Genomic DNA, 23098 nt, shown 5'->3' on the forward strand with positions numbered 1-23098 from the left:
GAAACAGCCGGGCGCAGGATGCCTGCCCGGCGGCCCCGATTCGTAACCGGGGGCCATTTGTCTGTTACCAAGGAAGGTTGTCATGCTAGCTATTGTCCATTCCCGCGCCAGCATTGGCGTGTCTGCCCCTGCCGTTACCGTTGAAGTTCACCTGTCCGGTGGTTTGCCGGCGTTGTCGATTGTTGGCCTTCCGGAAACCGGTGTGCGGGAAAGCAAGGACCGGGTGCGCAGTGCGCTGCTCAATGCCGGGTTTGAATTCCCCGCCCGCCGTATCACCATAAACCTGGCCCCTGCCGACCTGCCCAAAGAAGGCGGCCGCTTCGACCTGCCCATTGCTCTGGGTATCCTGGCGGCCTCCGGCCAGGTTCCTGCCGAAAGCCTGAAAGATCTGGAGTGTATTGGCGAGCTGTCCCTTGATGGTGCGTTGCGGCCGCTCAAAGGGATATTGCCGGCGGTGCTGGCGGCCCGGGAGGCGGGGCGTTCACTGCTGCTGCCCCAGGACAACGCCGATGAAGCCGCGTTGGCCAGTAACGGCGATGTGCTGGCGGCCAGTCACCTGTTGACGGTGTGCGAGCATTTGTCGGGCCGGGCGCGGCTGGTACCGGTGCCCCGGGCAGAAGATCCTGAGCCGCAGGGGCAGTATGCCGGCGCCGACCTGGCGGATGTCCGGGGCCAGCAGGTACCCAGGAGAGCGCTGGAAGTGGCCGGAGCCGGTGGTCATAACCTGCTGTTCTTCGGCCCGCCGGGCACCGGCAAAAGCATGCTGGCCAGCCGGCTTCCCGGCATTCTGCCCGCGCTCGATGATGCCGCGGCCATGGAAGTTGCCAGCGTGCATTCCGTTGCGGGCTTGCCGGTGAAGCCCGGTGGCTGGCGCCAGCCACCGTTCCGGGCGCCGCACCATACTGCCTCGGCGGTCGCCCTGGTCGGGGGCGGCTGTCAGTTATTGAAATAGATGAGACAGTTTTAAATTAGGTGAGACAGAGGTATGGTACTTAGCTGGTGCCGCCACTGAAAGCGGTTCAGTTTGGCAGGCAAAAGCCTTCACGTGCTATCTGTACCCGATGAAAAATAAACTATCCTATCGTGTCAAAGTCCTAGAAAGCCCCGTCGATCTTAGTGAGCAATTCACGAAAAACCATTCACCGTTAGTTGTCTGGTGGTACGGCGGTGTGACGAAGAACAAAAAATCTACTCAGCCAAAAGCTACAGTGGTCGTTCGTGAGATATTTTCAGACAGAACTTTAGGGGATTTTTCGCTTCGAAAAGTGCCCATAACTCTATTGGGACAAGTAAGAGTTGGCACGATATGGGAAAACGGGATTTGCACCGAAGAAGTTGAATTCGAAACGGCAGAGTTTGAGGTAAGCTTCAACAGAGATGATTGGCGGTTTACATCATTTTTCAGCCAGCATCAAAAGTCTGAAGAGCTTCCATATCCTCCACATGTTTACCCTCTTATGTACCATAGAGATCGAAATTATTCTCTTGAGTTTCCAGTCTCGGGTGGCGGGAACCTGCTAATCCCGTGCCTAGAATTCTTTTCTAGGTGCTATGGGTCTTCGCAAGAAGTAAAAAGGATCCTGACAACTTACCCCTTTAGGAATGCAGATGACCCATATAACCAATTTATTGTGAATATTGGGATTCCGGAAACAGAAAGCTATTGGCAAGTTGCTATAAATAACAAGTACAAATTTTCTGATGCCGATGCGAGATTTATAGCGTGGCTTAAGTATAGTAAGTACACACAGCTATGGGCTAAGGATATTTATGCCCAAATGGATGAAGCAGTAAAGGGTATTTCTGATAATAGAAAGGAAAGACTAGTACAACTTAAGATAAGGCCCTGGCATGAACAAAAAGCCCGAATTCGTGTTAGCGGGATATCTTTCAATAGCGGTCGGTCTTTTCTCGCTTTAAATATTCTGGGATGTAGCTCACCTTCCAGTCCACAAATAAAAGTTTTCACTCAAAAGAATGATCCGAACTCTGAAACAGGTTGGAGCGGTCATATGATCCCTGTGCCTATTGGGAGCGGAATGCGAGACAACTCCTCTCATCAAGAGAGGCTCGCTATTACAAGTGACAGTGACCCCGACCACTCAGGACCAAGGAAGTCTGTCAAGGATCCGGAGTTCGTTGAACTGGCTCATCCAGATAGTGATGTTTTGCCAATTTTAAGCGAGAAGATTAATTCTAATTCTCGATCCGTGCATGGTGTTTTTTCAAAGGGGGAGGCCTTTGCTGACAGATATTCTTCCGGCGACCGCTATGGGAGTAATAAAGGTGTTGGTGAGATTGAATTGAACGCACCGCTTAAGCTTGAATCGAATGGAGTATTGCTGGATATTTGGAATGCATTTCTGTACCTGAGAGATAGCTTCCCGCTTAAAATCCTAAAAGTCGAATGGTTTACGTTCGCTACGGGATTTTGTGACCGAAACCCCCCTGAGTTAATAGAGATTAAACCATTCAAAAAACACGAGGTTGTTCTTGGCTCAGTTCGTAGTTGGCCATATTTATACCCCAGAAATTCGGCCCTTCGTGGTGCGCTTGTTATTAAGGTTACAGCTAAGAATAAGCCAATCTATGTGGTGGAGATCCAGCGTAGGTGGGTTAACGATGGTAGTGATGATGGTGAGCATAAAGAGGAGTCTATGAGTGGTCTTTGCTTTACGATAGATAGCCAGGGAGATTTTGAGAGGTTCTTGAACGATGTCTTTTCCAAAATTCGACATAAGCGCGGAGTTTTTAAATCACTTATTGACGATTGTTCGGGCGAAGCCGACTATTTCACACATAAGCACTCAGTTTTGGATAAGGTTAACTATGAATCGGCAGCCAGAAATGCCTTGCGAAAGATGGGCTTGAGATTATGAATTGTCGTTTCAAGATGGCACTACCCCCTCAAGTAGCCGAGACACGGAAATACTGTGCCAACTTGCGCCTCATTTTTCGAACTCAAAGCTGTCAGGGGATAAATTATATGCTAACTTTATGGTGGGTCGGGGCAATATCAGCTTTCCCGATCAAGTCCGACATCGGATGTCAGGCATACGCGACACCTGCTTAGTGGTGTGACCGGTCAGGGAGAGACTTGGCATCCTTTTTCTCCCCATTTCCCTTGTCAATTCAGTGGCTTTTATACTCTGAAACTTCTTGCATCAGATTGGTGCACTAGCCCAGCAGTTAATCCTCAGTGATCTCACCATAAGTCGGGATCCCTTCGGCGCTCAATGTTGGCTTGCTAGTCGATATGCCCACCGTTAAGTAATTTAATGGAGAGATTGCGGTTTTGATGATGCGAAATCGCACTGAGTGACTTCAGTCCAAAGGACAGTGCAGCTATGTTGCCCGCTTCTTGTAATCGTATAATTGGTTTAGAAATTTGCCGATCATGCAATCAGGTCTCAAGTCCCCAGAAATAGCGTCGATCACAATAGAAAGCAGTACCAAAGCTGCCTAGCTTTAATAGATTTCCATCACCCTGCGCTCAAATGAACAAATATAGTTTTAACCTGAGTTCAGATAATAACCGCAGCATTTGGTCGTAACCAGGTGGAGGAAGGAGGGCCGTTGCCGGTACCCTCATTCGCTTTACCGACCAAAGTGAAGCACAGATGGGATACCGACAACTGACCCAGGCACAACGATACCAGATTTCAGCCCTGCAGACGGTAGGGAGAAGCCAACGACAGATTGCCCAGATGCTGGGGTGTCACAACACAACAATCAGCCGAGAGATAAAACGCAATAGTGGTGCCAAGGGATATGACCCCGACCAAGCCCAGCGCCACAGTGACCAGCGGCGTGCATCAGCCTATAAGGCACATAAGCGGGCATCGTCACTCATCCACTGGGTCAGCGATCTGATTCGCAAACGCTGGAGTCCGGACCAGATTGCTGGTGTGATGGTGCGTATAGGCAGCGGAGTCCGAGTCAGTCGGCAGTGGATTTACGAGTTGATTCACAGAGACCGACGTTCCGGTGGCGATCTTTGGACGTTTTGCCGTCAGCCTAGGTCCCGCCGTGATCAACGCGAGAAAGCCAAACAGGCAGGGCTGGGCAAAATCCCAAACCGCACCGGTATTGAGCAGCGCCCGGCGGAGGTTGATACCCGGCTCACCATCGGTCATTGGGAAGGCGATACCGTCCTTCATGGACACAAGCAATCAGGCATTGCGACTCTGGTAGAGCGCCGTAGTGGCTACCTGCTTGCAGGTCGGCTACCACGGGTTAAATCGTCATTGGCGGCGGATGCCATTATTCGACTACTGAGACCGATTCGGGGAGCCGTCAAAACCCTCACCCTGGACAACGGGAGCGAGTTCGCAGAGCATCAGCGAATGGCGGGTGCGCTCAGTATGGCAACTTACTTCTGCGATCAATATTGCTCAGGACAGCGCGGGACGAATGAAAATACTAACGGGTTGATACGCCAGTACTACCCCAAAGGCACGGACTTCTCGAAACTGAGTCAGTCCGAACTCAACCAAACGGTCGATGAACTGAATAACCGTCCCAGAAAGCGACTGGGATATCGCACACTGGCAGAGGTATTCTGGGGCGAGTACTCAGGGGTCCTCAAGACAGGTGGTGCTGCACTTATTACTTGAACTCAGGATGTAACTGATAACATAATGCCTTCTTTAGGGGAGTAGTCTCTCAGTACAATCTGAGTTGGCCGTCAACAGTCTCCGAACCCATAGGTTCGTGGCGGTCATGTCCTAAGTGGATTGACAAGACCTAAGGCATTGACAGCGTTCCGGGGTGGGCGTTGCCGTGTGCCTTGGTATGCATCGTCCACCCCTGAGGATTTTATGTTAGTGATTTACACCCCGACCGGTGCTTCTGCTGTTGAAAAGGAGTGCTGATGGATTTGTTGCATTCTCTCTTGTTAGGCATTCTTCAGGGCATAACTGAATTCCTGCCGATTTCCAGCTCAGCTCACCTGATTCTTGTGCCAGCTTTAGCTGGTTGGGCGGATCAGGGCGTTGCCTTTGACCTAGCTGTTCATGTTGGCACTCTGCTGGCAGTTGTTCTTTACTTCCGCCAGGATGTAACTGCACTGACGCATGATGGCTTTGCCTCTGTGATGCAGCGGCGATTTATTGGACAAGGTCGGTTAGCCCTGTTTCTTGTCATAGGCACTTTGCCGGCAGCTGTGGCTGGCTTGCTAATGCTCGACCTGATTGACAAGCAGTTACGTTCGATCCAAATCATCTTTTTCACCACGCTGATCTTTGGTCTCTTACTGGGGTGGGCCGATTGGCGGCGGCCTGACCGACCGCGGGAGCTTACAACCTTAAGTTGGTGGGATGCGATTGTGGTTGGAGCGGCTCAAGCCGTCGCTCTGATCCCGGGCACGTCGCGCTCTGGCGCTACCATCACTGCTGGGCTGTTGCTTGGCCTTAGCCGAGAGGCTGCATCACGCTTCTCGTTCCTGTTAGCGATTCCCATCACTGCACTAGCGGCTAGCGCAAAGCTGCTTGAATTGGCAACTAGTGAGACGAGCGTGGATTGGCTCGCCTTCCTGACGGGTGGCGTGACTTCTTTCATGATGGCACTGACCGCCATTCACTTTTTCCTGAAATGGCTAAATCGTTTCGGTATGTGGCCCTACGTGATCTACCGCGTAGTGCTTGCCGGAGTGATCTTTCTGGTTTTGATGAAATAAGGGGTTAATAATGATAATGGCACTTCTGGCCATCCTCGGTGGCTTTGTATTACTGGTCTGGAGCGCAGACCGTTTCGTGGAAGGTGCAGCGGCAACGGCCAAACATGCCGGCATGCCTTCCTTGCTGATTGGTATGGTGATCGTGGGCTTTGGTACGTCTGCTCCGGAGATGGTGGTATCCGCCATGGCGGCGCTGGATGGCAATCCGGACCTGGCACTAGGCAATGCCCTTGGCTCCAATATTGTCAACACTGGCCTGATCCTCGGGATCACTGCATTGGTGGCGCCCATAGCCGTCCATTCGAAAATCGTGCGCAAGGAGTTGCCGCTCTTGCTCGTGATTGGAATGGTATCCGGTGCGTTGTTCTGGAATGGCGCACTCGGTCGGACTGAAGCACTGATCTTGTTAGCAGGTTTCTTCGGCCTGGTCGGATGGACTATTTTTGCCGCACTGAAGGGCCGAGGCGATGCGCTGGAAACTGAAATTGAACAGGAGATGATCGTACATCCCATGCCTCTGGGCCGGGCGATTTTCTGGCTGGTCGTCGGTCTGATATTGCTGATCGTCAGTTCACGTATTCTGGTGTGGGGCGCTGTGACCATCGCCCAGGCGCTGGGCGTGAGTGACCTGATTATCGGTCTGACGATTGTCGCGCTGGGCACCTCGTTACCGGAGCTAGCGGCTTCGGTAATTGCCGCCCGCAAGGGCGAGCATGACATCGCCATTGGCAACGTGGTGGGCTCCAACATGTTTAACCTTCTGGCTGTGGTTGGCATTGCGGGCATCATCGCGCCAATGCCGCATATTGCCCCCGAGGTGATGACACGGGACTGGCCGGTGATGATGGCGATGACTGCCGGGCTGTTTGTGATGGCCTATGGCTTTCGCGGTCAAGGGCGGATCAACCGGATCGAGGGGAGTTTACTACTGCTGGCCTTTGCTGCTTACAATACCTGGTTGGTGGTGTCGGTATTAGGTGGCACCTCATGATCAGGCGGGTATCAACCCATCATGATGCGAACTGGCTGTTTTTCCGCAAGTGGATGAGAACACCGCTCAGCGTCGCCTCAATCATGCCCAGCAGCAGTGACCTGGCCCGAGCCATGGCCTCGGCCTTACCCGAAACGGGAGGCATGGTAGTCGAGCTTGGTGGTGGAACCGGTGCCATTACCGCTGCCCTGCTCGAACGAGGCGTCTTGCACGAAGACATTCTGATTATTGAACGCGATCCGCAGTTCTGTGGCTTTCTGAAGCAGAGATTTCCCGGCATCCGTGTTTTGCAGGGGGATGCACGTTCACTCAAGAGTTTACTGTCAACGTCAAGCATCGAGTTACCGGTTCGGGCGGTAGTCTCGGGGCTGCCTTTACTTGCCATGCCCGCGCGTATGCAGGCCAGCCTGCTACATCAAAGCTTCGCGCTAACAGGAGGCAGCGGGCCTTTCATTCAATTCAGCTACAGTCTGTTGTCGCCATTAAAGAAAGCGGTTCGAGACCGCCTTGGCGTTAAAGAAGCCTGCGTCAGCCAGGTCTGGCGTAATTTACCCCCGGCCAAAGTCTGGCACTTTTACGGAACACCTAAATACCACACATCCCAATTCAATCCTCATCAAGAAGGAGAATCTGTAAATGCTGGATAATCTATCTGCATTCTGGAACAGTTATTCGGAAACCCTGATCAGTATTGGTTACAAGGGCTTGCTAGCCATAGTCATTCTGGTCGCCAGCGCGATTATCGCCAAGGCCATTCGGCGCAGCATTCACAATGCCAACGCTCGATTACAGAAGCTCGATGCCACCCTGATTCCAATACTTTCAACTGCTGCTGGTTATGCGGTATACGCCATCGGTGGCGTGTTCATTCTGGATATTTTCGGGGTCAACACTGCTAGTTTGATTGCCCTGGTTGGTGCGGCAGGTTTGGCTATTGGCTTGGCACTCAAGGACACGTTAAGCAATATCGCCGCTGGCATTATGCTGCTGATTTTGCGCCCGTTCCGAACCGGGGATTTCATCGAGGTGAGCAACACGACGGGAACTGTCCTCGAAATCAATTTATTCACCACTATTCTTGAGACGGTTGACGGTCTGTATATCGCCTCACCGAACAGTATTCTTTGGGGAGCCAGCATCAAGAATTTTACCCGTAACGGTAAACGCCGCATGGACATTATCGTTGGTATTGCTTATTCGGATTCCATAGATGAAGGGCTGGCAGTTCTGAAAAAAATTGCCTTAGAAGAGACTCGTATACTTCAAAACCCCGCACCTCAGGTGATGGTGGCTTCCATGGCGGAGAGCGCGGTGAATCTCCAGCTTCGTGCTTGGGCCAACAATGACGACTATTGGCAAACCTACTGGGATTTGAATAAACGAGTGAAGGAATCCATCGAGGTGGCAGGACTCACCATTCCCTTCCCGCAGCGTAGCCTTCATGTCATTACTTGTAATAACCAGGCAACTGAAAAAGAGGGTCAATGATGATCCGAACCGCACTGCTGATTATCACGCTTCTTTACTTGAGTGCCTGCACGCGTACTGATGAGGTGCAAACTCTGGGTGGTTCTGCTCAAGGCACCACCTGGCATGTGACTGTATGGCAGCCAGGTGGCGTCAATACCGATGCTTTGAAAACCAAAATTGACGCCGAATTTGAACGGCTGGATAAAGCACTCTCCAACTACCGTTCAGACTCCATGATTGAACAGTTCAACCAAAATAAAACAACAATAGCGATTACGGTGAGCGAAGAAATAGTCTCTTTGGTACAAGCCGCCCAGTTGGTCAGCGAGGCAAGCCATGGCTGTTATGACCTGACGATCAAACCCTTGTTCGATCTCTGGGGCTTTAAAGGCGACACGCTCACGCCGCCCACGACCAAACAGTTGGCCGAGGTGCGCCAACACATCGGTTTTGAACGACTCGCTATCCCCTCCGATGAAGCATTGCAAAAAACTGTTCCGAAACTACGGGTCGATCTTTCTTCTATAGCACAAGGTTACAGTGTCGGACGCATCGCTGCGGTAGTTGAGGCAGCCGGTATTTCTAACTATTTGGTGGAGATTGGGGGAGAGTTACAAACCCGTGGACGTAAACCTGATGGGTCTGCATGGCGAATTGGGTTGGAAAAGCCTTTGCCGGGAGGTAGAGCGGTACAAAAAACAATCGCCATCAATCAAGATAGTCCTACCGCGATTATGACTTCTGGCACTTACCGCCATTATTTTGATGATCAAGGCAAACGTTTTAGTCATGTGCTGGATGCCCGCACAGGAAAGCCGATAGTCCATAACACCGTTTCCGTCACAGTGATTCATGACAATCCAACGCAAGCGGATGCCTGGTCCACAGCATTGTTATGTCTTGGCGCAAAGGACGGTCTGGCAATTGCCCAGCAGAACCACATTGCAGCTCTGTTTATCAGCGAAGACGGCGATCAACTGGGCGAGATGCCAACCGATGCTTGGCAAGCCCTGAAAGAAAAAAATATTGAGGTGCACTGATGCTTAGACTGTTCAAAATCGAAGAAGGCCTAATCCGAGAGATCGAATTTACTGCTGACCAAATTAGTGGCTGTCTGCCAGAGGCTGAGTGGATCGATGCCCACGAGCCTGACGTGGATGAGCGCAGATTGCTGGAACGACTTCTACATGCAGATCTGCCGGAATCTGAAGAAGTAGAAGAAATTGAAGCCTCTGCTCGCTGCTTTGTGGACCAAGCAGGCATCCATGTCCACTCGTTATTTCTAGCTCAGAACGAAGGTCGGCATAATACCGTGTCTGTCGCTTGCATCTTACAAAAGGAACGGTTGATCACCATCCGCGAAGGTGATCTGGCGGATTTTCGGCTATTGCGCATGCGCGCAAGACGTGGGCAAGTAGAGGCAAAAACACCGCAGGAATTGCTGGTTACCTTGTTGGAGCAAAAAGTAGAAAACCACGCAGACACACTTGAAGACCTTCATCGCCAACTAGAACAAGTCAGCTACCTGGTGCTGGAAGATGAAAACGCTGAACTGGAAGAGGCTATTACTAGACTCGCCCGCCTAGAAGACAGCAACGGCAAAATACGACTCTGTCTAATGGATACCCAGCGTGATATATCTTTCCTGTTGCGTCACCTGAAAGCCCTGCCGGAACAGGCGGACACACTTCGCGAGATAATGCGCGACGTGGAAACCCTGATGTCTCACACCACGTTCTTGTTCGACAAGGTCAACTTCCTGATGGACTCCACTCAAGGTTTCATAAACATCGAACAGAACCAGATCATCAAGATCTTCTCGATTGCCGCAGTGGTGTTTCTGCCGCCAACTCTGATCGCCAGCATCTATGGGATGAACTTCGATTATATGCCGGAACTGAAATGGTTGTTGGGCTATCCCTGGGCTATCGGTTTGATGATTGCCTCAGGCATCGCACCGTACTGGTATTTCAAACGCAAGGGCTGGCTGTGAACTCTCGTTCATCGGTCATGGCTCATCCCGTATTCGATAGGCGTTTTCACGTAAAACACGTTGATATTCTCGTCGCGCAGACGTTGGAATATTGCGTTCGCCTCACCTTCGCTGAGCGCCATGGTCACCTCGACCGGCTGATCAGCCAGCTCAAAAAAATGGGCGGAATGAATCCGGCCGGAATGGCCATAGCCTTCCGCGGCAGTCAGCAAGGTCGCGCCGTGTATCCCTAAACGACGCGCCTCCTGCAGCAGCCATTCGGCCAGAGGCAGGCTGTGATGTTTGCGATCCTGTTGCGTGAAAAATGTCAGTTGGTAACCGTTCATAACTCGCTTCCTCCGTCAAAATCGTTTAATCAGCGCGACCGTGGCCATACCCAATACCGTCATGGTGACTGAACCCAGGTGTTATAGGTAGACCTGATGATTTCCCGCTAAGGGACTGCTGGCGTCTCGGCAATCGCGGACGCGCAGAGCTCTCTCTTTCTGGGTACCGATTCCGTTGCATAGAACTCCAATGCCTTTCGCGGATACACCCAAACGTTTGGAGGCCCTTCTTCATGAGAGGGTGTCTGGGTGGCAAGCCCCCGATTTTCTTGAGGACATAGGCTTTATTGGGATTTTGAGTCCTAAGGGGCAACTCGTTGGGTTGTATCTGCGTGTGTTTGGCACTACAAATGACGACAGTCAATATCGGTGTGATCGATATTGAGCAGGTATTGGTCGGCCTTTAATTGTATGGTAAAACTTTAAATCTATTCACTTGATTCACTTGTCATAAGGAAATGTAAATGTCCGGTTCCGGCGGTAGCTATCTGGCTCCATCCAATCCCGCTCCCTCATGTGCGACTCTTCAGCTTGATACCCAGCTTGCTTCTCCAAAAGTGTCGGTCGTCGCAAATCTGGCAGTCAACGATATTCTTGACATAGTTTTATCACAGTCTGCCGGACAGCAAACCGTCGTTGCGCTATGGAATGGCGCTGAGGCGGGCGGGATTGTCGATCCCCTCCTTAGTCAACTGCGTAACTGCATGAATGAGGGGGAACAGTACCAGGCGCGCGTGCTACATATTAGTGGTGGCCAGGTGCGTCTTCGGATCTATCACGTCTAATCAAGAGCAGGGAGAGCTTCATGATTACTATTGTTGGAGGAGTCTATCGTGAACGGTGCATGCGTCCTGCTTGGGATGATGTATATGGGTCAGCAGGTCGAGCAGCAACAGCGATAGCTCGATTCGGTGGTCAGGCTGAGCTGCATGCCTGTGTCGATAGTGACGCTGAGGTGGTTATAGATGCTCGGGCTGCGTATGAGGGGTTTCGATTCATTGCTTCTAATATAGATAGGAGCGTGAAATTTGATTACATCCATGGCCTTTCTACGCCAGAGATTCGGGGCGGCAGCGTTCGATCAAAAATGCAAGTTACTGCGGAGAAAGTGCTGCGGTTTGGCATGATCGATGGCACGGCTGTTGTTCATTCAGAGTATGCGGTCTTTGATCCACAAAATGCTGACGACCCTGAATTATTCAGGGTGAATGGCTCGACAGCTAAGCATCTGGCACTAGTCCTGAATCGTTATGAGGCCGAATTATTAGTGCCAAACTCCAGCGGTCTTTCTGTGCAGGACCTCGCCAATGCGCTCGCTAATCAAGAACGCGCAGAGGTGGTCGTTATCAAAATGGGCCCCCAAGGAGCGCTCGTGTACGACAAGGGGGCCATATCGACAGTGCCTTCATATCGAACGGAGCGAGTGTGGAAGATTGGCTCCGGTGATAATTTCGCAGCCCACTTTGCGCAGGGTTGGATGGATGGAGGTCTATCCGCGCCCGAAGCCGCAAAGATTGCGTCAATCGCTACTGCGTTTTACTGTGAGAACCAAGGCTTTCCTGACAGTTCTTTGCTCGCCAGCTTTAACCCGCAGGCTTTGCAGCTCTCTGCTCGTTACCGGGATGGTTATAGGCCAACGGTGTACCTCGCAGGCCCATTTTTTACTTTAGCAGAGCTGTGGCTGGTTGGGCAGGCTCGAAGAGACTTGCAAGCAATGGGGATGGACGTATTTTCTCCCTATCACGACGTCGGTATCGGCTCTGCCGACGACGTTGTTCAAAAAGACCTTGAAGGGGTGCGTGATTGCGATGTGCTATTGGCGCTTGGTGATGGACTTGATTCCGGTACGATTTACGAGGTTGGCTATGCCCGGGCGTTGAACAAGCCCGTCGTTTTCTATTCGGAGAACGAATCTGATCAAGACAGGAAAATGATGGAAGGCTCCGACTGTCATATCACCGATGATTACGTTAGTGCCATCTATCAAACAGTCTGGGAAGCGGTGGCTCTATGAAGAGCTGTCTCTTGCTGTCTGGGGGGATGGATTCCTTAACAATTGCCTGGTGGAAGCGTCCAGATATTGCATTGACCCTAAACTACGGTCAACTGGCGGCACAGGCTGAAGTTGAGGTGTCAAAGACCATCTGCAAACAACTGAATATTCCTCACCATGTCATTGAGATTGATTGTCGAAGTCTCGGATCGGGGGATATGGCCGGTGGGGAGGCCAGCGACTTGGCTCCCGCTTCAGACTGGTGGCCATACAGAAACCAGTTGCTGATCACTCTAGCCGCGATGAAGGCTATCTCTCTCGGAGTGACCCATCTGTGGCTAGGCACGGTGAAATCAGATGCCTCGCATAAAGATGGAGCGCCGGAATTCATTTCAGCGATCAGCCACTTGCTTTCCCAGCAGGAAGGTCAAATGGTGGTTGAGGCTCCTGCAATTGATCTTTCTACATCAGACCTTGTCATTCAGTCGGGCATCCCAGCGGAGCTTCTTGCGTGGGCTCATAGTTGTCATAGATCGCATCTAGCGTGTGGGGATTGTCGCGGATGCAACAAATATATGGAAGTATTTCAAGAGGTAGGGTATGACCTGGATCGACTTAGGTGATCCTCTGCCAAAATGCCAGCCTGACTTGTATGAGCCTGTCGAATGGGACCTGGGCGAAATCCGTCCTCTTCCAGCAGCGATGGAAGTTCTGGATCCTACTTTCGGCGAGATCCTGAATTCGAGGATGTCGCAGCGCCGTTTTGGCAGGGTGGACAAGTATCAGCTTGGGCGGTTTCTATGGCATGCCTGCAGGACCCGAGGGGTCGGAGCTTCTGAGCTTGGTTTCGACTTGGAGCATAGAGCCTCGCCATCTGCTGGCGCGATTCACCCGATTCACGTTGGGATGAGATGGCCAGGAGATGATCGATGGTGGTTGTATCGTCCCAGAACTCACGAGCTGGCCGAAATAAGGCGGGCAAGTGATGAGCTTTCAGGGCTCTATGAACATAGTCAAGAAGTCCTAAGAGCAGATGACGCAATCCGTATTCTCTTTTTGGCTGAGCCAGGTAAAACGTTGGGTAAATACCATGACGGATGTAGCCTAATTTGGCGCGATGCGGGCTCTTTGCTTGCTGTGATGGCATTTACTGCGACAGCCTTAGGACTCAATTTTTGTCCCTTAGGCATCACAGGCGAGCCTTGGGCTAGCAATTTAGGTGATCAAGGCAAGCTGGTTGGTGTCGGCCTTGCTCTTATTGGATCTCCGCCGGGAGCCTGACTTTGAGCTTTTATGCCCCATCCCCATGATGCTGTGCACCGTGGCGGGAGAAGACATCATCTCCAGCCACATTAGCGCATCAAGCTCGGATGCCTTCACGCCGAGTGCTTTGCTGAAGCGGATGAATTGCTCTTCAAGCTGCAAATAGTGGCGCTCAACGGTCAACTCGCTCTTGAAGAACTTGCCCAGCAATCCCGCCCGGAGGATGTGGATGTCGAGAATAGCTACGTCGTCCGCGTCCAACCAATTGCGAGCGATCCATGAGGCGGTCTTGTAGCCGATCCCGGGAATGTCTAGCAGCCAGTCACGCAGGGCTTTGCCCGTACTAAGTGGGGGGTGCTCAACAGAAAGTTTTTGGAGCGCTGCTGCAAGGTAGCGGGACTTCTGTTTGGCAAAACGGTATCGCACAAGTCTTCCGTCGACCTCTATAGGCTCTTTTAGCCACTTAAGCAGCGTTTCTTCTGACGGTGGCCGATCGTTAAAAGCACCACGTTCCTTGAGTTGATGGAAGGCAGCCAGGCCAATGTTAGAGGGGATGCCATGGCCGCCTAACAAGCAGGCGCCAATTTCCTCTTTAAGAGTTGCTCCAAGCTTATAGTTAATCCGATTGCCGGCAAGCCTGCGGGCATAAACCTGGTAAGCCCAGTAGGCTGGCGTTGGGAACGCCTCAATCGCTCCCCATGGGACGCCGGGGATAACCTCTTCATCCGCCTTTGGCAGCTCAACATTCAAGACTGCTTTGTCGAAAAAAATAGAACCTACTTGCATTATGCGGTCTCCGTGGCATTGCCGTAGTGTTCCTGCATCCAGAGCAGTAGTTCGTGTCGCTCGATCGGGTCTAAAGATTTGATGCGAGAACGGAGTCTTGATTTGCGGCGCTGGATTTTTTGACGATCCCGGAAGGTGTCGCCCAGATAGCGGCTATCATGCAAGCGCGTTGGCGGGTCAAAGTTCATCCACACAGTTTCGTTTCGCGTTCCTGCATGAGTTTTAGCTGAGAAACTTATCTTGCGCCATCCCGCTAACTCTCGGTTGTAGAGGTCACATTCGTAGCCGGATAGCATTACATTGCAGGGTAGTTCAGCCACGCACTGGAGTAAGCGCATGTGATCATCTTTCGAGTAATCGCAGCGATATACTTTCGCTCGGCGACGTGTTTCCGGGATATATGGAGGGTCAACATATACCAGTTCCTGACCTTCAAACGGGTAGCGCTCCAGAAAGGTCACTGCGTCATCTTGATAGAGCTCACAAACGCCAGGAAGCTCCGACTGCCACCGTTCAACGACCTTGGCATCCAGATCCACACCGATGTTCCGCAGCGCAGCTTTTTTGTTGCGCATAACGGCTCCGCCACCGAGGTGCGATTCAATGTATGTCTGATGCGGTGGCATCAGATTGATTAAGCGCTGGTAGCACTTACCTTTCCCGCCCGGATATCTCATGAATCAATCATCGTCAGAAATGACGATGATGTCAATCCCTGTTTTTGGATATCGCCATTAGGTTTTTATGACGCATGTGGGTTAACTATTCAGCAGCAGGGCGATGAGGCCGAGCACACCACACTTACAGGTTGTATAGTTGCTTTAACCCTTGCGCAATTGGGAAATGCCTTACTCTGTCGGGGTGTCTTTAACCTGCGAGTCTGCAGACCAAGCTGATCTCTAATGCCCCGCTGATAGGGCATCCGAAGGCGCTGGGAATGCAGGCAGCCAATAGATCTTCCCCTCTAAATGAGCATTGATGCCCTGACTTAGAGCTGGTTGTCGGGCCCCAGAGACCGCCTTTTGAGCTTTGCGAGCTGTAACGTTATGGAAATACCTCAGGCCCAAATATATCCATTCTTTTTTGGCCGTCTGACTCTTGACTCCTGTTTCAAGGAGCTCCAATAACCGCTTTTCAATGCGTTTGCGTTGGTTCGGTAGCGACGACTTGGCTGGCATGGTGAGTTCATAGGCATGCTGCTTTCTGAGATGGCTGATGAAGCCTGTAAGGGCCGCTCGTTGCCCCGGTTTGGCCTCTAGATAACGATTAAGGTGCCTTTGGCCCAGGATTGAATGTCCGGCAGCTTTGAGCAGAGCGATCGCGGGTGTTAACGCAAGCCTGACAGAACGGAGGCTGGTTCTGCCTGCGGCATGACGTTGCTCTAGAACACGAAGGTAGTCCTCTGCGAGCTGACGATAAGAGGAGTTTGCGGGTAGTTGGTCCATCAAGTTTTGAATTTGCCGACTCTCGGCTGCATGCCTAAACGCTTCAGTACTGACAGTCAACGAATGAACTTCGCCAAGCCACTGAGTGAAAAGTCGGTGGCGTCTCATGTATTCAGGACCAAAAGAGCGCACCAGACTGTCTGCCTCCGGGACGCACCTCCATTGACGCTCAATTTCCTGCAAGAAGCAGGCATAGCGATTTAATCGGAGTGCAGCATATTTGTAGCCTGATCTGAGGCTCATCCACGTCCCGAAGCTCCCAAAATCTTGTGCCACCTGCTTGGTCTGGAAAAGCGCAGAATTGATCTCCATCCTTTTCCGAAAGGCATCGTGCCAATAGCAATCTTCACAACGACTGCCATATCCTGCAGGCATCGTTTTTTTGCAGCTAGGGCACTCAAGATAGCCGTGCGTGAGGCATTCTCTGCAAAGTTGCTGCTCGGCCGGCCCCTCAAAAAGCTGACGATTGCGTCGACAAGCGGCACAGGTGCCGCGAAAGGTACCGGCGCAAGCAGGACAAATACGTTTTCCTCCGTGTACTCCGGTAATCCGACTCAATCGCCTGGAAAGAGTGCCGCAGGCTTCACAGGGCTCTTGGACACGAAAGTAAACTGAACACGCATTACAGACTGGCCCGTACTGTGAAATCCGACCAGTTCGATAACGAGTTTTGCCGCACCGAATACATGGCTTGTTTCTCTCGCAGGTCTGGCAAATAGCTTCTGGGTGAGTGCGAGGCAAGCGTGCGGGATTTTGACATTTTGGACAGTCAGATCTGACGAAAACCCGGGCGTAGCAAGTGCCGCAGTAGCGATGACCATGATAGATCCGATGAATTGTGACGGGACGCTTCCCGCATTCGTCACACTCGGTTTGGCGCGGTCGTTTTTTGGGAGCAGTCATCGTTGCCTCATTTCCAGCTTACGCTGGAGTCGGGCCATCATCCGCTCCACCTCTCTGCGAGGTCGAGGTCCAGGCTTGCGCGTAGTCGCCGTTTTCCTCGGCTTACGCTTCGCATCCGGCAGTTGGTGAAGAAGATCCTGAATAGCGGGCGGCACGGAATCTATGTCTTCTGTAAGACCTTGCTTCGATATGCCGGATTCGATCAGTTTTGACTTGAAGTCCTCCTGACTGACGGTGATGAAGCTCCAAACGGTTCTCAGGAGCGCTTGCCGGGAAGCTATGGGGAGCCACTCTGTATTGGTGCCGGAATGGAGAGGGAAGCCATCCGGTACATCAATGTCGAGGAGCTGAAACAGGTGTGACTGGGTATCAGTGTTCGTACAGGCAGACCGACGAATCAGCGACACGAAAAAGTTCAACAGTTGAAACCAGTCGAAGACAGTTCCTTCTGCAATTGGTTGCCTAAAGAATCCTGTCACAAGTGCCTGGTCAGTAGCTTGTTGGAGTGCAGCTGCGTAGGGATCAATTCCTTCCGTTAACGCATCAGCAAGAAGTTCACCGCAAGTTGGGCATGTAGTTGCATTAGGTGCGAGCTCTGTCAGACGATGGGGTTCGATTGGAGACTGGCAGTTCCAGCATCGATCTAGCAGCGTGCATTGATGTCGTTGGCATCCAGTGTGCCAGGCAAAACGCCAGTTGAGTCGAAAATACGGTGAGGCGTCCTCTTCCAGGCAAAGAGGGCAATACTGTAAGCCACTTCGACGTTTGACGTTACGAGCGCCAATGGTCAACGTCCAGGGCCAGGTGGCTTTTTTAGCTAAGGGGTTTTGCTGAATTTTGCTAATTGTCGGATGGAGTGTAGCGGCCCGGATCGCGTCCGGATCAATACCAGAACGCATCGAAAGAATCCTGAGTCGATCAAAGGACAGGGAACGGTCCGTGTCTAACGTCCACATTCTCCACCCGGGCCAGATCGTCGCAGCGAGGGTCATTGGACTGCACCCCTGCCTAAGAGCCGTGCGAACCAGCCAGGACGATAAAATCTCGTCCGGTAAAATCGGAGTTGGTACGGGCCATTGTGCCTTTAGAGCATGACTTCCCGAATGCCACGTGTAGGCTGCAGCCATTTATTCTTCCTGATGATCTCTTCTGTGATCTGCTCCTGCCCACTCCGTATGGCGTCTTCGGCACACTGATTGACGAGCCGGCGCAGGTTGCCAAGATTGCCTTCAGAAATTGAATATAGGAGCTTTGCGAGCTCTCGCTGGTGAAGCTTGGAGGGATTTCTGAGAGGCAAAACGGCCTCAAAGTCTACGAGCAAGCTTTGGAACTGTTTATTGAGCTCCCAGCGTGGGAGCTCTACAACATCGAATCGGCTGGCATGCTGAGGGTCGGTATGGAGAACTCTCACCGCATCTCGTGTCCCGATGCCTACGATAGGTATAGCCAACTCATTGCAGAGCATCTTGATCGCATTCATCACCTCTCGTTGTTTTATAGCGGAACCGGTCAGTAGTGAATGGAATTCATCAATGGCCAGTATTCTTACCCGGCATTCCCTGAGAAGGTGAATGACTTGATACAGAAGTTTTGTCGTGGGGTCAGTCGGACGGTACGGGGCATGGAATCGTTCCAGTATCGAACAGTAGAGTCGTTTTTCATCGGCGTTAGATGATGCTTCTGCAACAATGACCGGTTTGATCGGATCTGCTTCGTCATTGATGTAGGGAGTGCCACACAGTTCGTAAAAACGCCGAATCAGTGTTGTTTTTCCCTGATTCGAGTCGCCCACGATTAACAGGTTTGGCATTCGCGGTTGTTTTGGCTTCCTCATCAGTCCTTGAAGGGTGTCCAGGATCTGTTGTGCTGCCTGATAACCTATCCACCGAGGTTGGTCGAGGAACTCAAGTCGTTCCTCCATGCTCAGGCAGGCTATATGCCTGAATTCGGGGTGGATATGATCATAGAGTTGTTCGCTCATGAAATATCTCCAAAGCCACGAATTTCAGCTGAGTCGTCAAGAAGATCATCATCCCAGGATTCGTTAACAGCCGATTTGGGTGCTTCGGAAGGGATCGGTTCAGCGGGACTGATTTTTCGTTCATGCTCTTTGCGGCGCTGCGCCTGCCGGCGAGCTTTTTTGGTTCTGTGCTTGGCGTCGTCTACCTGATTCCGAAGATCTGTAATCGCTTCCAGTACCAAGTGTTCGTTGTATGATGTTTTTCCCTCAGCTTTCAATTTTTCTTTTGCTTGTCGCAGTTCCCACACGCTCATTGGCGGTAAAGACAGGTTCGCGAATGGTATTTTGAAATACTGTTTCAGATCGGGGTCAAAAAACCAGAGGTAACTGATGTCGCGAGGATCCCTGCGAAAAACCAGCTGACGTTTTCTCTTTGAGTTGTCTGGGTCCTTGGCGTTTATCCACGGCCGCAACGCTTCGTCGTAGTAATGCATCCCCTCAACGGTTACCCCAAAGCTTTGAACAGTCCGCCGGAATGCGGGTAGAAAGTTTAGCAATAGCGTCGTCTTGTCTCCTGGCTGGGGTGGGATACCTATACCTGGAGTGAATTTGTCCCCGAAGATGCCAATTTCCCATTGTTTTATTGGTGGGATGCCCAATCCGCTGTGGCGGTCATTATGGTAGTAGCGGGTGATCAGAGTTACCAACCACTTCTCGAACTCCGATCGTGTCATGGTTGCATGCTTTTCTGAATCGTATTCATCTCTTTCCGGAACCGATGAAAACGTAGTGCCTGGCAGCTCATGCACCTTTTTCATGAAGTTGCCAAGAAGCCGCTCAATGTGACCACCATATCGTGGCGCTCTTACCGGGCGATATTCCAGGTTGATGCCATACATCTGGCAAGATTTCCGGAACGTCTCAGAGCGAAAATCGGCACCGTTATCGACATGCACCGTCGAAGGAACCCCATAGACAGGCCAATCCGCTTCAACTCCATGCAGGGTTAACCAGTCGTCTTTAGGCAAAATTGAGTGCGCCATGCACATCGCTACAGACGTTGTGGAGGGAGGATCGTATGAAAGGTAATACCCGGTGACCATGCGACTAAACACATCAATTGCGAGCGTAATCCAGGGGCGCCCGGCCGGTAGGCGTAAATCATCGTCCACCAAGATGATATCGACCTGAGTGTGGTCGATTTGAATGTAGGCTAAAGGGTAGTCTGCATTCGGGAAACGCCCCGGAGTTGCCTGAAATTGGTTGCGGGCTTTTTCACGGTACCCTCTCTTTCGCATTCTGATCCGCTCTGGGATTTTCGCGAGTCTGGAACGGACCGCAGTAGCACTAGGAGCCTTCAGACCCCGCTCATGGCATCGACGTTTGACCTCTAATACGACGGTCTGATCAGTCGGGCGCTGGGGTGTCAGGTATACGTCGTCGATGACTTCTTGAATAACTCTCTCGGTCAAGCCAGAAATTCGTCCCTTGCCGGCTTTCCAGCCTCGCTGTTGGGGAATCAACGCAGACACCACTCCCATACTTTTGAAGCGATTGAGCCAGCGATATAAAGTCGCGATGCCAACGCCAACTTCTTTTGCTCGCTCCGCGACAACCGCTCGCCCCGGGCTAAGTTCGTTCACCAGTGGCTTGATCGCCGAATACCGTTTTTCAGCCTCTGCCCAATCGGAGTCTGCGATCTCCTCCAAATCCTGATAGGTGTGATCGCTTTCCTCGCCGGCGTTGTTGGCTGGGCGAAGCTCTTTAATGCGCAGCTGTGAGGATCGTCCTGTCGCCACATTAATCCCAATGGCAGAGTCATAATCCAGCACTTGAGTGATCTTATATACGTCATCACCATGTTGAAGGTAGTTGCCGACGTTCACGCTGATTCGCTGCCGAATCGGTTCAAGGGCTTCATTAGAGGGCTCGTAATTATGCTCTTCACTCATCAGCAGTCACCCATACAGTTGTTGTGTCGTTAAGCAGTCGGCTCATATCGCACTCAAGTTTGTGGGTCGAAAGTAAGTGCCAGATATGGGCCAACCCTTGGGGGCGGTAAATTCCGGGATAATGTCTGCTCAGGAGATAATGGACAGGGGCGCTACCCATTTCGCTAAGGTTTTGGATCAGGTCGCCAGTTTCGGTTTCCGGGAAAGACATGCGACTGAAGCGCTCTAGAAACTTGATATTTCGCAGAGCTTGATCCCGAATTCGGGACTCATCATGAATCTTAAATAGCCACCCTTGCTCTCGTGCATATCGGTAAGCAGCTTTCCATTTCGGCAGCCAGTCTCGCCACCGGGCCTGCCACTCGCTCTCCGGCTTTACCTCCACCAGCATTGGGAGTGGATAATCGAGATAGTCGCGTGATCCGAGGCGATAATAGACAAGGAAATCGGGAGTGTAGTGGAAGTTGCGACCACCCCTCGTCTGGAATGGAATGCGGATTGGCTGGGAAACCACATTAAGCACGCTTCGAGAAAAGGCCTTCCTTATCAGGAAGTCGCGTTCCAGAGTTGATTCGAACTGGATGGGAGTTTCGCCTCGGAACATATAAGTGCCTGAAACGCTTCGACGTGTAGTCCCGATTTTCCTTACAGATTCCCTGATCTGAAGACTGTCTCGGCTATTTCCGTTCATCTCGGCCTCGTCTCACCAATTCAAAAAATATTGTCTCATTAAAATGTGTTTTTTGCAGGCTAACGTCATGATTCCTCGTTGCCACTGTCTCACTTTTTACAGTATATGACAGCGGCAGCAGCCCGCGCCCCGGAGAAATCTCCCTGGCGCACCGGGGCGTATTGTTCCTGGACGAGCTTCCGGAATTTCAGCGGCGGGTACTGGAAGTACTGAGGGAACCGATGGAAAGCGGCGAGATTGCCATCAGCCGGGCTGCCCGGCAGGTAACCTTTCCTGCCCGGTTCCAGGTGGTTGCCGCCATGAATCCGTGCCCCTGCGGCTACAGCGGCCATCCCACCATTGAATGCCAGTGCGGGCCGGCGCAGGTGATGCGATACCGCTCGAAGATCTCCGGCCCGTTGCTGGACCGCTTTGACTTGCATGTGGAGGTGCCCGTGCAGACCGGCGAGGTGCTGCTGGGCTCTGGTGAAGCTGGAGAAAGCAGTGCCAGCGTACGGGAACGGGTGCTGAAAGCCCGGGCGGCGCAAACGGAGCGGGGGAGCCTGAATGCCGCTCTGGCAGGCAATCTGCTGCACCAGTCCTGCCGGCTGGATGCCGGCAGCGAAAAATTGTTGTCGGCAGCCATGGAGCGGTTGGGGCTTTCGGCCCGGGCCCTGCACCGGATTCTTCGGGTGGCCCGCACCCTGGCAGACCTTGACGGTGAGCGGGGCATCGCCCGCAACCATCTGATGGAAGCCCTGGGCTACCGTCAGCTTGATCGCCAGCAGAATCAGGGCCCGGTGGTTTCAGCCTGAGTTTCACCTGTCCGGGAGCAGGTCTGGCCCTGCGGAGTCTGTTAAACTGTCGGCAATTTCCTGATAACACATCCGCGAAGGCGCGTGAGGATAACAGATGAGCGACCAGAACGACCCGAAGGAGACTTCCGGCGAAAACCCGATTACCACCCGCCGTGGTGTGCGCAGCTTTGTACTGCGTCAGGGCCGGATGACTGAAGGCCAGAAAAAGGCCTTTGACCGCAGCTGGCCCAAGTACGGCCTGAGCCGTGACAACGGCATGATCGACCCCCGCGAGGTGTTCGGCCGCGACAACATGCTGAACCTGGAGATCGGCTTCGGCATGGGCAAGTCGCTGGCGGATATGGCCGAAGCCGCGCCGGAGCAGGATTTTATTGGCGTGGAAGTGCACCTGCCGGGCGTAGGCGCACTGCTTAAGGATGTGGAAGACCGTGGCCTGGAGAACGTGCGGGTCTACAACATCGACGCCAATGATGTGATCGACCTGTGCCTGCCGGATGCCTCCCTCGACCGGGTGATGATCTTCTTCCCGGATCCGTGGCACAAGAAGAAGCACCATAAGCGCCGGCTGATCCAGCCCGAGTTTATTCAGCGCATCCGTCATAAATTGCGGGTGGGTGGTGTACTGCACCTGGCCACAGACTGGGAAAACTACGCGGAACACATGCTGGAAGTGATGAACGATTCCGAAGGCTTCGCCAACACCCAGGAACAGGGTGGCTATTCTCCGCGCCCGGATGACCGCCCGATTACCAAGTTCGAGAAGCGTGGCGAGAAGCTTGGCCACGGCGTGTGGGACTTGCTGTTCTATCGCACCAACTGATCTGCTGCCCCGGCGTTTCCTCAGCCATGCT

Annotated in this window: 21 protein-coding genes and 2 pseudogenes; 15 read left to right on the top strand and 8 right to left on the bottom strand. The window is 52.4% G+C overall.

Translation table 11 applies throughout. The annotated features are described in order from the left end of the window. Window positions 1-82: 82 nt before the first annotated feature. The 9 genes and pseudogenes from B9Q17_RS10620 to corA all read left to right on the top strand — a co-directional run. Window positions 83-934, top strand: a pseudogene (locus B9Q17_RS10620) (YifB family Mg chelatase-like AAA ATPase); the annotation flags it as partial. A gap of 235 nt (window positions 935-1169) precedes the next feature. Next, complete coding sequence (locus B9Q17_RS18045; RefSeq protein ID WP_154707628.1) at window positions 1170-2879, top strand: hypothetical protein; 1710 nt, start codon at window positions 1170-1172, stop codon at window positions 2877-2879. Window positions 2880-3620: 741 nt separating this feature from the next. After that, complete coding sequence (locus tag B9Q17_RS10630; protein WP_094625201.1) at window positions 3621-4616, top strand: IS30 family transposase; 996 nt, start codon at window positions 3621-3623, stop codon at window positions 4614-4616. A gap of 257 nt (window positions 4617-4873) precedes the next feature. Beyond that, window positions 4874-5677, top strand: coding sequence for an undecaprenyl-diphosphate phosphatase (locus B9Q17_RS10635; protein ID WP_094625202.1), 804 nt, complete (start codon window positions 4874-4876; stop codon window positions 5675-5677). A gap of 10 nt (window positions 5678-5687) precedes the next feature. After that, a complete protein-coding gene (locus B9Q17_RS10640; RefSeq protein ID WP_094625203.1) occupies window positions 5688-6668 on the top strand; it encodes a calcium/sodium antiporter in 981 nt (326 codons plus the stop codon). After that, window positions 6665-7315 carry a class I SAM-dependent methyltransferase gene (locus tag B9Q17_RS10645; RefSeq protein WP_094625204.1) on the top strand — a complete coding sequence of 217 codons (651 nt, stop codon included), beginning with the start codon at window positions 6665-6667 and terminating at the stop codon, window positions 7313-7315. Before B9Q17_RS10640 ends, B9Q17_RS10645 begins: the two co-directional genes overlap by 4 nt. Further along, entirely contained in the window at window positions 7305-8156 is an 852-nt protein-coding gene (locus B9Q17_RS10650; RefSeq protein ID WP_094625205.1) for a mechanosensitive ion channel family protein, read from the top strand. Before B9Q17_RS10645 ends, B9Q17_RS10650 begins: the two co-directional genes overlap by 11 nt. Then, window positions 8153-9178 (top strand): FAD:protein FMN transferase, encoded by a 1026-nt coding sequence (locus B9Q17_RS10655; protein ID WP_244177369.1) that lies wholly within the window; start codon window positions 8153-8155, stop codon window positions 9176-9178. Before B9Q17_RS10650 ends, B9Q17_RS10655 begins: the two co-directional genes overlap by 4 nt. Continuing rightward, window positions 9178-10131 (top strand): magnesium/cobalt transporter CorA, encoded by a 954-nt coding sequence (gene corA, locus B9Q17_RS10660; RefSeq protein ID WP_094625206.1) that lies wholly within the window; start codon window positions 9178-9180, stop codon window positions 10129-10131. The genes B9Q17_RS10655 and corA overlap by 1 nt, the downstream gene beginning before the upstream one ends. A gap of 8 nt (window positions 10132-10139) precedes the next feature. On the opposite strand, the gene B9Q17_RS10665 is transcribed toward corA, so the two are convergent. Next, the gene (locus tag B9Q17_RS10665; protein WP_094625207.1) at window positions 10140-10457 is read right to left on the bottom strand and encodes a putative PII-like signaling protein; all 318 of its coding nucleotides are present in this window, start codon (window positions 10455-10457) and stop codon (window positions 10140-10142) included. A gap of 464 nt (window positions 10458-10921) precedes the next feature. Here B9Q17_RS10665 and B9Q17_RS10670 point away from each other — a divergent pair, with 464 nt between their 5' ends. Genes B9Q17_RS10670 through B9Q17_RS18050 form a run of 4 tightly spaced genes read left to right on the top strand, consistent with a single transcriptional unit; the run spans window position 10922 to window position 13731 of the window. Then, window positions 10922-11242 (top strand): hypothetical protein, encoded by a 321-nt coding sequence (locus tag B9Q17_RS10670; protein ID WP_094625208.1) that lies wholly within the window; start codon window positions 10922-10924, stop codon window positions 11240-11242. 20 nt (window positions 11243-11262) lie between these two features. Further along, window positions 11263-12471, top strand: a complete 1209-nt coding sequence (locus B9Q17_RS10675; protein ID WP_094625209.1) for a PfkB family carbohydrate kinase — start codon at window positions 11263-11265, stop codon at window positions 12469-12471. Then, window positions 12468-13073 (top strand): 7-cyano-7-deazaguanine synthase, encoded by a 606-nt coding sequence (locus tag B9Q17_RS10680; RefSeq protein ID WP_094625210.1) that lies wholly within the window; start codon window positions 12468-12470, stop codon window positions 13071-13073. Before B9Q17_RS10675 ends, B9Q17_RS10680 begins: the two co-directional genes overlap by 4 nt. Continuing rightward, entirely contained in the window at window positions 13051-13731 is a 681-nt protein-coding gene (locus tag B9Q17_RS18050; protein WP_154707629.1) for a nitroreductase family protein, read from the top strand. Before B9Q17_RS10680 ends, B9Q17_RS18050 begins: the two co-directional genes overlap by 23 nt. Here the strand turns inward: B9Q17_RS18050 and B9Q17_RS10685 are convergent. The 7 genes from B9Q17_RS10685 to B9Q17_RS10715 form a co-directional block, all read right to left on the bottom strand. Continuing rightward, on the bottom strand, window positions 13666-14499 hold the full coding sequence (locus B9Q17_RS10685) for an 8-oxoguanine DNA glycosylase (protein WP_094625211.1): 834 nt from the start codon (window positions 14497-14499) through the stop codon (window positions 13666-13668). The two genes, B9Q17_RS18050 and B9Q17_RS10685, sit on opposite strands and share 66 nt — an antisense overlap. Then, the gene (locus B9Q17_RS10690; RefSeq protein WP_208618778.1) at window positions 14499-15074 is read right to left on the bottom strand and encodes a DNA adenine methylase; all 576 of its coding nucleotides are present in this window, start codon (window positions 15072-15074) and stop codon (window positions 14499-14501) included. The genes B9Q17_RS10685 and B9Q17_RS10690 overlap by 1 nt, the downstream gene beginning before the upstream one ends. 324 nt (window positions 15075-15398) lie before the next feature. After that, on the bottom strand, window positions 15399-16256 hold the full coding sequence (locus B9Q17_RS10695; RefSeq protein WP_094625213.1) for a hypothetical protein: 858 nt from the start codon (window positions 16254-16256) through the stop codon (window positions 15399-15401). Between the two features lie 587 nt (window positions 16257-16843). After that, window positions 16844-17974, bottom strand: a complete 1131-nt coding sequence (locus tag B9Q17_RS10700) for a TniQ family protein (protein ID WP_094625214.1) — start codon at window positions 17972-17974, stop codon at window positions 16844-16846. Further along, window positions 17932-18828 carry a TniB family NTP-binding protein gene (locus tag B9Q17_RS10705; RefSeq protein ID WP_094625215.1) on the bottom strand — a complete coding sequence of 299 codons (897 nt, stop codon included), beginning with the start codon at window positions 18826-18828 and terminating at the stop codon, window positions 17932-17934. Before B9Q17_RS10705 ends, B9Q17_RS10700 begins: the two co-directional genes overlap by 43 nt. After that, the gene (locus tag B9Q17_RS10710) at window positions 18825-20759 is read right to left on the bottom strand and encodes a TnsB C-terminal domain-containing protein (protein WP_094625216.1); all 1935 of its coding nucleotides are present in this window, start codon (window positions 20757-20759) and stop codon (window positions 18825-18827) included. Before B9Q17_RS10710 ends, B9Q17_RS10705 begins: the two co-directional genes overlap by 4 nt. Further along, a complete protein-coding gene (locus B9Q17_RS10715) occupies window positions 20752-21363 on the bottom strand; it encodes a TnsA endonuclease N-terminal domain-containing protein (protein WP_208618779.1) in 612 nt (203 codons plus the stop codon). The genes B9Q17_RS10710 and B9Q17_RS10715 overlap by 8 nt, the downstream gene beginning before the upstream one ends. 170 nt (window positions 21364-21533) lie before the next feature. Between B9Q17_RS10715 and B9Q17_RS10720 the strand changes: the two are divergent. Further along, a pseudogene (locus B9Q17_RS10720) lies at window positions 21534-22244 on the top strand (ATP-binding protein); the annotation flags it as partial. A gap of 97 nt (window positions 22245-22341) precedes the next feature. After that, the gene (gene trmB / locus B9Q17_RS10725) at window positions 22342-23067 is read left to right on the top strand and encodes a tRNA (guanosine(46)-N7)-methyltransferase TrmB (RefSeq protein ID WP_058339930.1); all 726 of its coding nucleotides are present in this window, start codon (window positions 22342-22344) and stop codon (window positions 23065-23067) included. The last annotated feature ends 31 nt before the right edge of the window (window positions 23068-23098 follow it).

The sequence above is a fragment of the Marinobacter vinifirmus genome (genome assembly GCF_002258215.1).
GTDB lineage: Bacteria > Pseudomonadota > Gammaproteobacteria > Pseudomonadales > Oleiphilaceae > Marinobacter > Marinobacter vinifirmus.

What these genes read in the sequence shown, in the direction of transcription:
- B9Q17_RS10630 (WP_094625201.1), top strand. Translation starts at nt 3,621, where the DNA reads ATGGGATACCGACAACTGACCCAGGCACAACGATACCAGATTTCAGCC.
- B9Q17_RS10635 (WP_094625202.1), top strand. Translation starts at nt 4,874, where the DNA reads ATGGATTTGTTGCATTCTCTCTTGTTAGGCATTCTTCAGGGCATAACT.
- B9Q17_RS10640 (WP_094625203.1), top strand. Translation starts at nt 5,688, where the DNA reads ATGATAATGGCACTTCTGGCCATCCTCGGTGGCTTTGTATTACTGGTC.
- B9Q17_RS10645 (WP_094625204.1), top strand. Translation starts at nt 6,665, where the DNA reads ATGATCAGGCGGGTATCAACCCATCATGATGCGAACTGGCTGTTTTTC.
- B9Q17_RS10650 (WP_094625205.1), top strand. Translation starts at nt 7,305, where the DNA reads ATGCTGGATAATCTATCTGCATTCTGGAACAGTTATTCGGAAACCCTG.
- B9Q17_RS10655 (WP_244177369.1), top strand. Translation starts at nt 8,153, where the DNA reads ATGATGATCCGAACCGCACTGCTGATTATCACGCTTCTTTACTTGAGT.
- corA (WP_094625206.1), top strand. Translation starts at nt 9,178, where the DNA reads ATGCTTAGACTGTTCAAAATCGAAGAAGGCCTAATCCGAGAGATCGAA.
- B9Q17_RS10665 (WP_094625207.1), bottom strand. Translation starts at nt 10,457, where the DNA reads ATGAACGGTTACCAACTGACATTTTTCACGCAACAGGATCGCAAACAT.
- B9Q17_RS10670 (WP_094625208.1), top strand. Translation starts at nt 10,922, where the DNA reads ATGTCCGGTTCCGGCGGTAGCTATCTGGCTCCATCCAATCCCGCTCCC.
- B9Q17_RS10675 (WP_094625209.1), top strand. Translation starts at nt 11,263, where the DNA reads ATGATTACTATTGTTGGAGGAGTCTATCGTGAACGGTGCATGCGTCCT.
- B9Q17_RS10680 (WP_094625210.1), top strand. Translation starts at nt 12,468, where the DNA reads ATGAAGAGCTGTCTCTTGCTGTCTGGGGGGATGGATTCCTTAACAATT.
- B9Q17_RS18050 (WP_154707629.1), top strand. Translation starts at nt 13,051, where the DNA reads ATGACCTGGATCGACTTAGGTGATCCTCTGCCAAAATGCCAGCCTGAC.
- B9Q17_RS10685 (WP_094625211.1), bottom strand. Translation starts at nt 14,499, where the DNA reads ATGCAAGTAGGTTCTATTTTTTTCGACAAAGCAGTCTTGAATGTTGAG.
- B9Q17_RS10690 (WP_208618778.1), bottom strand. Translation starts at nt 15,074, where the DNA reads ATGCGCAACAAAAAAGCTGCGCTGCGGAACATCGGTGTGGATCTGGAT.
- B9Q17_RS10695 (WP_094625213.1), bottom strand. Translation starts at nt 16,256, where the DNA reads ATGGAGATCAATTCTGCGCTTTTCCAGACCAAGCAGGTGGCACAAGAT.
- B9Q17_RS10700 (WP_094625214.1), bottom strand. Translation starts at nt 17,974, where the DNA reads ATGGCTGCAGCCTACACGTGGCATTCGGGAAGTCATGCTCTAAAGGCA.
- B9Q17_RS10705 (WP_094625215.1), bottom strand. Translation starts at nt 18,828, where the DNA reads ATGAGCGAACAACTCTATGATCATATCCACCCCGAATTCAGGCATATA.
- B9Q17_RS10710 (WP_094625216.1), bottom strand. Translation starts at nt 20,759, where the DNA reads ATGAGTGAAGAGCATAATTACGAGCCCTCTAATGAAGCCCTTGAACCG.
- B9Q17_RS10715 (WP_208618779.1), bottom strand. Translation starts at nt 21,363, where the DNA reads ATGTTCCGAGGCGAAACTCCCATCCAGTTCGAATCAACTCTGGAACGC.
- trmB (WP_058339930.1), top strand. Translation starts at nt 22,342, where the DNA reads ATGAGCGACCAGAACGACCCGAAGGAGACTTCCGGCGAAAACCCGATT.